The sequence below is a fragment of the Streptomyces sp. NPDC002306 genome (assembly GCF_053593435.1).
In genome coordinates, this window is the sequence record NZ_JBSFCK010000091.1 from 1 (window position 1) to 9565 (window position 9565).

General features: G+C 64.3%; 8 protein-coding genes and 5 pseudogenes. 6 read left to right on the forward strand and 7 right to left on the reverse strand.

Annotated features, from left to right (window positions below; genetic code table 11):
• From ACWCQK_RS41285 to ACWCQK_RS41295, 3 genes and pseudogenes are all read right to left on the reverse strand, one after another.
• Nucleotides 1-203: pseudogene (locus ACWCQK_RS41285) on the reverse strand (transposase); the annotation flags it as partial.
• A 101-nt stretch (nucleotides 204-304) separates the two neighbouring features.
• Nucleotides 305-547 carry a hypothetical protein gene (locus ACWCQK_RS41290; RefSeq protein ID WP_451164313.1) on the reverse strand — a complete coding sequence of 81 codons (243 nt, stop codon included), beginning with the start codon at nucleotides 545-547 and terminating at the stop codon, nucleotides 305-307.
• Nucleotides 544-963, reverse strand: coding sequence for a hypothetical protein (locus ACWCQK_RS41295; RefSeq protein ID WP_451164315.1), 420 nt, complete (start codon nucleotides 961-963; stop codon nucleotides 544-546). Before ACWCQK_RS41295 ends, ACWCQK_RS41290 begins: the two co-directional genes overlap by 4 nt.
• A 41-nt stretch (nucleotides 964-1004) precedes the next feature.
• Between ACWCQK_RS41295 and ACWCQK_RS41300 the strand changes: the two genes are divergently transcribed.
• A complete protein-coding gene (locus tag ACWCQK_RS41300; protein WP_451164317.1) occupies nucleotides 1005-1577 on the forward strand; it encodes a transposase domain-containing protein in 573 nt (190 codons plus the stop codon).
• A gap of 151 nt (nucleotides 1578-1728) precedes the next feature.
• On the opposite strand, the pseudogene ACWCQK_RS41305 reads toward ACWCQK_RS41300, so the two are convergent.
• Nucleotides 1729-3165: pseudogene (locus ACWCQK_RS41305) on the reverse strand (IS1380 family transposase).
• Between the two features lie 330 nt (nucleotides 3166-3495).
• Between ACWCQK_RS41305 and ACWCQK_RS41310 the strand changes: the two are divergent.
• The 3 genes and pseudogenes from ACWCQK_RS41310 to ACWCQK_RS41320 all read left to right on the forward strand — a co-directional run.
• Entirely contained in the window at nucleotides 3496-3696 is a 201-nt protein-coding gene (locus ACWCQK_RS41310) for a transposase (protein ID WP_451164319.1), read from the forward strand.
• Between the two features lie 5 nt (nucleotides 3697-3701).
• Nucleotides 3702-4013 carry a hypothetical protein gene (locus ACWCQK_RS41315; RefSeq protein ID WP_451164321.1) on the forward strand — a complete coding sequence of 104 codons (312 nt, stop codon included), beginning with the start codon at nucleotides 3702-3704 and terminating at the stop codon, nucleotides 4011-4013.
• Nucleotides 4014-4196: 183 nt separating this feature from the next.
• A pseudogene (locus ACWCQK_RS41320) lies at nucleotides 4197-4337 on the forward strand (IS256 family transposase); the annotation flags it as partial.
• Nucleotides 4338-4451: 114 nt separating this feature from the next.
• Here the strand turns inward: ACWCQK_RS41320 and ACWCQK_RS41325 are convergent.
• Entirely contained in the window at nucleotides 4452-5672 is a 1221-nt protein-coding gene (locus ACWCQK_RS41325; protein WP_451164323.1) for a PucR family transcriptional regulator, read from the reverse strand.
• A gap of 374 nt (nucleotides 5673-6046) precedes the next feature.
• Here ACWCQK_RS41325 and ACWCQK_RS41330 point away from each other — a divergent pair, with 374 nt between their 5' ends.
• Nucleotides 6047-6688, forward strand: coding sequence for a DUF6328 family protein (locus ACWCQK_RS41330; protein ID WP_451164325.1), 642 nt, complete (start codon nucleotides 6047-6049; stop codon nucleotides 6686-6688).
• 609 nt (nucleotides 6689-7297) lie between these two features.
• Here the strand turns inward: ACWCQK_RS41330 and ACWCQK_RS41335 are convergent.
• Nucleotides 7298-7990 carry an esterase/lipase family protein gene (locus ACWCQK_RS41335; RefSeq protein ID WP_451164327.1) on the reverse strand — a complete coding sequence of 231 codons (693 nt, stop codon included), beginning with the start codon at nucleotides 7988-7990 and terminating at the stop codon, nucleotides 7298-7300.
• Between the two features lie 876 nt (nucleotides 7991-8866).
• On the opposite strand from ACWCQK_RS41335, the pseudogene ACWCQK_RS41340 reads away from it, so the two are divergent.
• Nucleotides 8867-9121, forward strand: a pseudogene (locus tag ACWCQK_RS41340) (integrase core domain-containing protein); the annotation flags it as partial.
• A gap of 33 nt (nucleotides 9122-9154) precedes the next feature.
• On the opposite strand, the pseudogene ACWCQK_RS41345 reads toward ACWCQK_RS41340, so the two are convergent.
• A pseudogene (locus ACWCQK_RS41345) lies at nucleotides 9155-9358 on the reverse strand (transposase); the annotation flags it as partial.
• Between the last annotated feature and the right edge of the window lie 207 nt (nucleotides 9359-9565).

The following is a 9565-nucleotide window of genomic DNA, read 5'->3' on the forward strand; positions in this document are numbered from 1 at the left end:
CGGGTCAAAGTGGCCGCTTCACGGTCCGGGAGTACGTCCACTGGTCGGCGGGTCTCCACGTCGATCAGGATCGTGCCGTAGACGTGCCCCTTGCGTAGGGCGAAGTCGTCGACGCCCAGCACCCGGGGTGTGGATATCTGCGGGTCGGGCAGTGCCCGGACCAGTCGCAGCAGGGTGGAGCGGCTGACCGAAGCGGGGACACCACGTCAGCCACCAACCGAAAGTGACCGTACGAGAATGCAGTCGTTTGTGTTGGGGGTCAGGTCTGATCTTGGGGCGGTGGCAGCGGGGTTGACGTTGCCGTTCAGTTCGGGTGCGGTAGAGGGTGCTCGGCCGGGACCAGGGCTGTCCGGGCCAGGTCGTCCTGGACCGGGGCGATCGTGCAGGCGACGTGCACTACGATCTCGGGCCGTTGTTCCTCGCAGGTCTCGGTGTAGTGCACGCGGTACCCGCTCCATTCGGTGCCGTTCTTGGTGCGGTCGTGCGCATCGGTGTCGTACGGGGGAGTCGAAACACAGGCTCGCCGGCGGCAGTCCGTGCCCGTCACGCCAGCGGAGCTGTCCTTCCTCGTCGCAGTAGTAGCGGTGAACCCACACCTGTCGCGGGATTTCCGCATGGGGGAAGAGCCCGCAGCTGGCCAGACGTGTCGGGAGACCATAGGGCGGCCAGCACCTTCTGCCCGTCCCGTCCGAAAGTCTCCGCCCGCGCGATCACGGCCTCCGGCCCACCGGCCACCTTCCTGATCTCGATCCTCCGTCCGTACCGCTTGTCCCGCTCGGGTTCGATCAACGGCTGCAGCCACTCCGGCGCGATCTCCGTAAACTCGTCCAGGGCCGCCCGCAGGCTCTCCCCGGCCAGCTCCAGGCGGCTGAGCCGCCGCACCGCGGCCAGCACATACGTCGCGTCGGTCCGCTGCCGTCCACGGGACTTCAGAAGTCCCGCCTCGGTCAGCCGCTTGAGCATCGAAGTCTGCCAGCGTCCGATGCACAGCGGCAGATCCGGACGTGTACGCGCCCGCTCACGCCGGTAAGCTGACCCAAATCATCGATCCCGCCCTCGTCGATGCGGTCGTCGAGGAGACGGCGGCACGGGAGCAGCGGCTGCGTCTGCTTCCGGCGCGTGTTGTGGTGTACTTCGTCCTCGCGCTGGCCTTCTTCGAGCGGTCCTCCTACCAGGCGGTCTGGGGCAAGCTCACTGCGGGCCTCGGCCACACCGCTGTGGCACAGTCGTGTGCTTCGTCCCTGTCCCCTGCCCGTCGCAGGCTGGGCGTCGCTCCGCTGCGTGCCCTGTTCACAGTTTTGGCAGGACCGGTGGCCACCCCGGTCCAGTCCTGCGCCTTCTACCGCGGGCGGCGCGTGGTCGCCATCAACGGCACCACGCTGAACGCCCCCGACGAGGCGGCGGTGACCTGGCGCTATCCCAAGCACATCGGCCGTGTGCGCGAGTTCGGCTACCCGATCGTGCGCCTGGTGGCCCTTCTCGACGCAGTCTTCGGCCCGGACCGGATCGGGGAAATCTCCTACGCCCACCGCCTGTTGGGCCGTCTGGACGCCTCGATGCTGCTGGCCGATGCCTAACCTCGCCGTTTCGGTTGGGGCGATGAGGCGTCGTTGAGGGGTAACTGTCGCGTGGCCGAAGCGATTTCGGTGTCCAGACATGGCGGAGACCCGGCGCGGTGGTCGGGTTCTCCAGGGTCCTTCTGGTCGTGGGCGGTCAGGGGTTTGCTGGTCAGCCGGCGGGGCGAGGCAGTGCGGCGAGGCGATGGAAGGCTGCAGCCAGTTCGTTTCTCCAGGGCCAGGTCGCCGATATCCGCAGGCGCAGGCGTCGGCCGCCGCGGGTGAGGCGGGCGGCGACGTGCAGCAGTCGGTAGCGGAGCTTCTTCGGCTCGGCAGTGGCCAGCTCCGCGTCCAGCAGCGGGAGACGCGTCCAGGCCAGCAGGTCGATCGCTGTGAGGCTGAGTTCGAGCCAGACGGCGTTGACGCCGAAGTCGCGGGAGGGGAAGCGGCCGAAGCCGGTGGTCTTGCCGCACCGGATATGGTCCTCGACGCTTGCGTGCCCGCGGTGGCGGACCTCCAGGAACTGGGCGGAGCCGCCACCGGAGTACGGGGCATCGGTGAGGAACGCCTGGTGGCGCAGGCCCTCGTCCTGGTCGAACAGGGACAGCTGGGCTCCGGCGTGCGGCCGCTCGCGGCGCACGATGATGCGGGTGCCGGCCGGGTAGCCGTCCAGATCGACCATGCCGGTCAGCTCGGCGACCTCGGCGCCGTCACGCAGCGTCCCGTCCTGGTCCAGGGCGGGATGCCAGAGGCGGTCGGGCACCGAGCGGATCGCGCGGCGGACGGGCTCGGTGATGGCGTATCCGACGGAGAAGAAGGTACGGATTCCTCATTTCCGCAGGTCGCGGATGTGGGTGAGGAAGGCTTTCGCGGATCCGGCACTGTCGGCGCGGATGAGGATGTCGGTGCCGTGCCGGTGAGCGTCGGGGATCTGCGCGAGCGCCTGGCCGAGCACCGCAATGTGATCGGCGGCGGTGTTGGCTCCGGAGTTGCCGGGCCGCAGCCGCCCCGACACGGCCTCGCCGGTGTTCGCGAGGAAACACAGCAGCGGATGGAAGCCGAAGCCGCCCTTGTAGGTGGGTGCGGCCTGCTCTTTCTCGGAGTGGCAGGTCACCAGCGTGGCGTCGAGGTCCAGAACCAGGCCGGGGAGTTCTCGTCCGCCGGCCCGAGCAGCGGGTATGCCCTCGCCGGTCTCGGCGGCCTGCATCCAGGCGACTTCCCGGGCTGAAGCGCGGGCCGCTCGCAGTGAGGCGAGTGCGGCCTCGTCGGTGTCGGCGAGCAACCGCCAGGCGGTGGGTGTGGAGGCGACCGGGCCGAACACCCCTGCCTGGTCCCGCAGCACTGCCAGATCCGCGATCGCCTCACCACCGTCGGCGAGCATCACCGCCAGGTCGGTGGCGACCCGGCCCGGATCATGCCCGGTCCCCCGTGGCCGAAGCGGCCTGAGAGCGGCGGAGTACGCGGCGGTCAGCCCGGTGGCATCGGCGAGGTCCGTCAGCAACCGTGCCCCGGCATGCCCGACCACCCCCGAACCATCGGCGCTGACATGGACCTTGGGACGCAACCCGATACCCTGCACGTAGAAAGTGCCCTCCGCCTGGACCGACAGAACCCCTCAGCAAGGTTCATCGTCCCAGGTCAGGAAGGCACTTTCGCGTTTCCGCCCCAAAGCCAGCCGTACCCAAGTGAAACGGCGAGGCTAATACGACGCGGTCGGCTTCCTTACCGCGGTCTCCGACAACGGTGCGGTTTTCCTGCTGCGTTCCACCCGCAAGCGACGCCCGACCATCCGTCACCCGCTGTCCGACGGCTCCTACCGGACCTTCATCCAGTCCAATAACTACCGGGCAGGCCGTGGCTACGGACAGCGCCTGGAGATGCGGGTGATCGAAGCATGGGTGACCGTCACCCTCGCCGACGGGACCCGGCGCACCGAGCTGTGGCGCCTGCTCACCACGCTCCTGGACGCCGAACACCCCCGGCCACGGAACTCATCGAGCTCTACCACCGGCGGTGGCAGGCGGAGACCTGCTACTTCTCCCTGAAGTCCACCATCCTCGACGGACGCGTCCTGCGCTCACGGACGGTCCCCGGCCTTGAGCAGGAGATCTATGCCCTGCTGACCGCCTCCAGGCCCTGATCCGGATGGCCGGCGACCTCACCACCGCACACCCTCACCTGTCGCCACAGCAGGTGGGCTTCACTGTCCTGCTACAGGCTGCCGCCGACCAGATCGTCACCAGCAACGGCATCATCGCGACCGAGCCGGTATCACTGGTCGGCTCGATCGGCCGCGCCGCCCTGGCGAACCTGATCCCGCAGCAACGCCGGTGGCGGGTGAAATCACGGATGCTGAAGAGGTACAGCAAGTACCCCTTCAACCGGAACCGCCACCCACGCGCAGCCCAGAAATACACCATCCACACCGAAGTGATCCCCGACGGGTGGGCCCCTTGACAGCAACGCCATCCTCCAAAAGCGATGGTGTTGCCGCCATGTGGGGTAGGGGATCTTGGCGGGAAAGTGCGCTGTTTCTGATCCCTCTCGTGCTTCGGCTGCCGGTGAATGCTCCCTCAGAGCTGGGCAGGCCACCGTGCAACTGTCCTTGGTGAACGGCCAGTTCAATCCAAGGAGCACACGGTGGCCTTGTCCCAGCATGACCTACTTCGCCTGCTTGAGTCACTACGTTCAGCGGATGGTCTTGAACTCGTCCGCGAAGTCACCGAACGCCTGCTGCAGGAACTGATCGAGACCGAGGCCATCGCCCAGATAGGTGGTCAACGGTGAACGTCAGTTTTAGACCGACAGGTGGGGGGCACCCGGTGAAGTCTCTACCGTCCCGGATTGTGCAGTGCGCTGTCTCTCACACCCACCCTCGCCCGAATCCATCGGCCTTCACATCTCCGGTTGTCCGGCGGAATGCACTGCAGGCAACAGGCGCAGCGCCAGCAGTCCGAGATAGCAAGCGAGCAGGAACTGGTGGTCTTCCAGCGACCGACCGCTGAGGTTCTCGATGCGCCGCAGTCGGTTGAGGATGGTGTTGCGGTGGCAGTAGAGCCGCTTGGCGGCGCGCGCCGCGGAGCGGCCGTTCTCGTACCATAGGGACAGCGTCTGCAGCAGTAAGTCCCGTTCTGCGGTCGGCAGATCGAGGACTGGGCCGAAAGCGTGCCGGGCCAGCCGGTTCGCCAGTCCAGGGTTGGAGGCTACGAGTGCCTCGGGAAGCCGTTCAGCGATCCATACCACCTCTGCTGCACCCCCGGCCACCGTCTGCAGGGCGATCTCGGCCGACTGATATGCCTCAGGCAACTCGTGCGTGGCCTCGAAGGGGTCGGAGATCCCCATGGCGCCGGACGGATTCCGGTTCAGAATTCCCATCAGCCGGGGCACTGTGGAATGGCCGAGCGCCACCAGCCCTATCGCACGGTCCCCGCGTATGCGCCAAGCCGCCGCATAGGAGTAGGCCGCGCAAGCGTCCTGCGCGGCACTGAACGTGTGCTGTGCGGCGATGTCGAAGGCGGCCACCACGATCACGTACGGGCCGTAAGTTGGAAGGCCAAGCGTGGCCAGCGCCTCCCCCGCATCGCGAGTGCCCCCTGCTCGGCCCTCCAGTAGGGCATCGAATGTCGCCTGGTGCCGCTGGGCGTCCCGCCGCTGCAGTTCGGCTTCAGCCTTCCGATAACCGTCCACCACTGCTTCTGAATGGCGGTCCATCACCTTCGAGACGGCGCTGGTCACCTCGAGAAACGCCGCCAACTCCTCATACGGCCTGCCCCTGACTTCTGCCAGCAGCGTGTTGAGTAACAGCTCTGTGGCCAGCCGATAGGCTCGCAACACAGCCTCCAGCGGAACACCCTGCTGCGCCCGGCGGCGCCCGGTGGTGCGTGCCACTGCCAGTTCTTCTTCTCCAGGTCGCTCTACGCCGGCCAGCGTCTCGATGATCATCGTGACGTTGTTCTCCACCGACTCGGTGAGCATCCCCACCGGAACGGATCCCCTAGCCTGGTAGGTCGGCTCTTGAGCCACAATCAGGCCGACAACCCGCCGGGCGAGATCCGGGACCTGCTCCAGAACACGTAGAGCTACGGCCGTGAGGATCGTGTTCGAATCAGTAGGCATAGGCCGCGACAGTAGCGAAAGATGTCAGGCGCGTGAACAACGCAATACCACCGCCGCACTTCTCAGCCATCTCCAGGGACAAATGCCGACCCGGGCAGCGGAAACCACAACACTGACCGAACGGAATAAGAACAGCGACTGCACAACCGGCAACACGTCACACTGTGCGCATGACCAGTGCCGCAGTGCGACGTGCTGCGTACGTTGTACTCACCGAGGTCCGCACCAGCGTCCCCCGCGCTGGCCGCGAAGAAGTCGCGGCTCCCAGGTGCGGGCCTCGGCCGCCCCCGAACAAGAGACTCGGCTGAGGGCACACCACCAGGCCCCGTTGAGCCCGTGTTACGTAGCAACATCGGAGCAGGAAGGCCCATCGCATGCAGGATATACAGAGCCGCGCACCCAGCAACCACAGGGAAGGATGGGACGCTGTCGCAACATCCCCGCACCAGGACTGGGAAAAGCCGATCACCGGCGATCCCGCGATACGACAGCTTCCCCCGACGCGGGCGGCCGGGCCAAAGCATGGCGAGTCTCCGGTACAGCGACTGGACCGGGCCTACGCCGAGATCCTCCAAGAGGTGCGCATTGCCCAATGCGGGATCAACATCCTCTTCGCTTCGCTGCTCTCTCTCGGCGTCACACCGGCCTTCACCGGGAGCACCGGCTTACAGCGTGCCGTCTACTGCGCCTCGCTGGCATGCTCGATCGGCGCGGCCGGCACGCTCCTAGCACCGGCCGCGGTGCACCGCTTCATGTGGGGCCACCGCGTCAAGCGCGAACTCGTCGCCGCCGCCCACCGCTACCTGGTCGCGGGCTTGACGTTCCTCGCCCTGGCGATCAGCTCGGCACTGATGCTGATCCTAGACCTCGCACTCGGAACCACCTTGGCCCTCACCGGAAGTGCCGGAGCCCTAGCCTGGTTCGTCCTGTTGTGGTTCCTGAGTCCCATGCATGCCCGCAACCGCGCCCGCCGGGTCTACCCAAACACCACTCCACGAACGGGTGTGTCAATTTAGCAGCTGATCTTGGTTGTTGAGTGCCAGTTGTTGCCCGAGGTTAGACAACCCTCGAACGCAATACGTCCCGCGCAGTGGTTTGACGTCCTCTCCCCCTGAGCGAGAGTGGCTCGACGGTTCTGACTCCACCTGATGGCGGGAGGGATTGGCGGTACTCGTGGGTTCCCGGGCGTGGACTCCAGTCGTACCGCCGCCTGTCCCGCCGTCCCGGATACCGGCGTCAGCACGACGTCCAGCGCACGGCCACGCCCGCTTCCTCGTCGAGGACAAAAGGCGCTACGTGCTGTGCGTGAAGAAGGAGCAAGCCGGTCTATACAAGCGACTGCACACACTGCTGGAAAGGCGTGACCGCGAAGTTCTGCGATCGCAGCGAAGGGCATGGCCGCGCAAGGAGACCCGCATCGTGCAGGTCCTGACCGTCGACGACCTCGGCTTCTCGCCACACCGCAAGCCATCCAGACCGTCCGCCACCGTACCTACCTGAAGACCGGCAAGCACAGCCGCGAGACACTTCAGGAAGAGTGCGACGGCGCTCGGTATCTTCACAGTTGCCACCGCCACCGGAATGTTGGCGGGCTTGCGATCGCCCCCTCAAGGCGCCATCTATTGTCAGCTCACAAATCGCCTCACAAGGTCGGAGACTCTGGAGCTGAACATGAGCCATCCATGTTCAACACAGCCAACGGAGACGTTACTTGCTCCTGAGAGTAGAGTACTGGAGTCTGGATTGACAATCTCATCACACGATGACCAGAACGTACCATAGTTTACATTTCCGGGCGTCTCATCTCCTGAATTAAGTATAGTCAGGAACGAATCCGTTGATCGCATTTCCGTGCAGGAGGTGTGCAGAACTGAACAAGCCTGGGCGAGGTTTGTTCCGTGATTCGGCCCTCCGAGAGAGACCCAGTCGTCAACATATGACGTCCCGTTCATGAACTTGAGATACCACCGCGAACTGAGACCTCCCATAGAATGACTCACAATGTCCACTTTCGAGTGGCCTGTCCGGGTGCGGACCGCGTCAACTAGTGACGCCAACTGGCTTGCTGTGATGACATTTGACTGCTTCCAGTCGTAGGTGAAGTTATAGAGCATGCTGGATGGATATCCCGCAGTTTCAAAATCATCGATCATTAGGCTCCAGTTCCATGCGGAACCCGTATATCCATGGATAAAGATAACTGGATCGCGTGAGGAGTTGATCGCTGCGGCCGATGTTGCCGCAGTTGATGCCAGTGATGCGGTTACCGATAAGGCGACGGCGCCGATCCAGACCGCTGCACGTCGAGCGCTCTTCATATTATTCTCCCTGAGAGATCTGGGAACTTGAAACCCTTCTGAAACTTTGCAGCACTGAATGCATTCGACGACAGAATGACTTACCTTTCCCGCCGCACCAGCGAGCACTGCACCTTTTAATGAAATGGATAATCAAACCGTGGAGGAAATCCGCTCGCACGGACAACTAGCCACATTCACCAGAGTCGAGAAGAGTTAAGGCATGCCTCAGGTCACTGTTGATTGATCTTTGGTGACTGTTCCGCTTAGTCCCGTGAGGCGGATGCGGCCATGCCAGGAATGACAATGAGGGAGGATTACGGCTCGGCGCAAGTTGCCTGCACGGATTTTTTTATTGATCTTAATGAGGCCGACACTCCGGGGATCACAAGCGGCTGCCCCAATGCATGCAAATGCGTCAAAGCTTCGCGGGTGTTATACATAACGCGAGCGGATGGGTGCTCTTGGTGAGGAGGCTCGACTAGAGTCCCGTGAGTGATAAATACTTAGCGGGATACTCAAACGCTTCAGAGTAGCTATTACCGGTAACTCTTAGAAGTCATCCGCTTACCGATCAACGGGCTTGTCTGGTCAAACGGAAGTCTTGATCCGATGATCGCGGTGCGGTCGGTCGGTGCATGAGCACAGGGCTTCACAGCAATTCAACGTTGCGATCCCCCGCTACCGGCCCGCCCTGGTCGGCCCCACCGGAAACACCTTCGCCGGTGCCGTGCGGAAGACCCTGCAGTCCCCGTCAAGCAGTTGTTCCGCGAAATCAAGGACTGGGTCACACTGGCAGCCTCCACCTCCTCTACCGCTTACGAACACAACCGGCTCGGCGGCATGATCCACCTCGACGTCAAGAAGCTCGGAAAGATCCCTGCCGCGGCGGTCTGCGCGAACTTCCTCACCCGCATGGCCGCGTTCTTCCACGCCCACGGCATCACCCGCATCGAGCGGGTCATGACCGACAACGCCAAGAACTACCGGCAGTCACACGACTTCCAGGCCGTCTGCCAATCACTCGGCGCACAGCAGAAGTTCACCCGCCCGCACTGCCCGTGGACCAACGGGAAGGTCGAACGCTTCAACCGAACCATGCAGACCGAATGGGCGTACCGGAAGGTCTTCACCAGCAACGCCCAACGCACCCCGCTCGTCCGGTTCCGCGGACGGCACCAGCTGCGCGGGACGGGCCGCAGTCCTGGCGTCCCGGGCTGTGGCCGGACCGGAGCCGCGGCGTGCGCGGTCCCGCAGCACCCAATTCCGCAGTGTGTTCCTGTTGATGCCCAGGTCAGCGGCGATGCTCTTGTACGTTGCCCCGGGTGTGGACTCGTACAAGGCCACGGCATCGGCCTTGAACTCGTCCGAGTAGTCCTTCATCGCCATCGGCGGTCTTCTCGCTTCCTCCGGATCAAGCAGATCCAGTATCAGCGTGTCCACCACTCAGGGGGAGGCTCCCAGCTCGATGAGTGGAAGAACGTTTCCGGTGGCAATCTCCGGCATGCCGACGTCGCGAAAGCTCGCGTCGGCAGCCTGCTCGATGTCCTGCAACAGGGGCAGTTCGTCCACGTGTACTGCTCGAATGCGCATGGA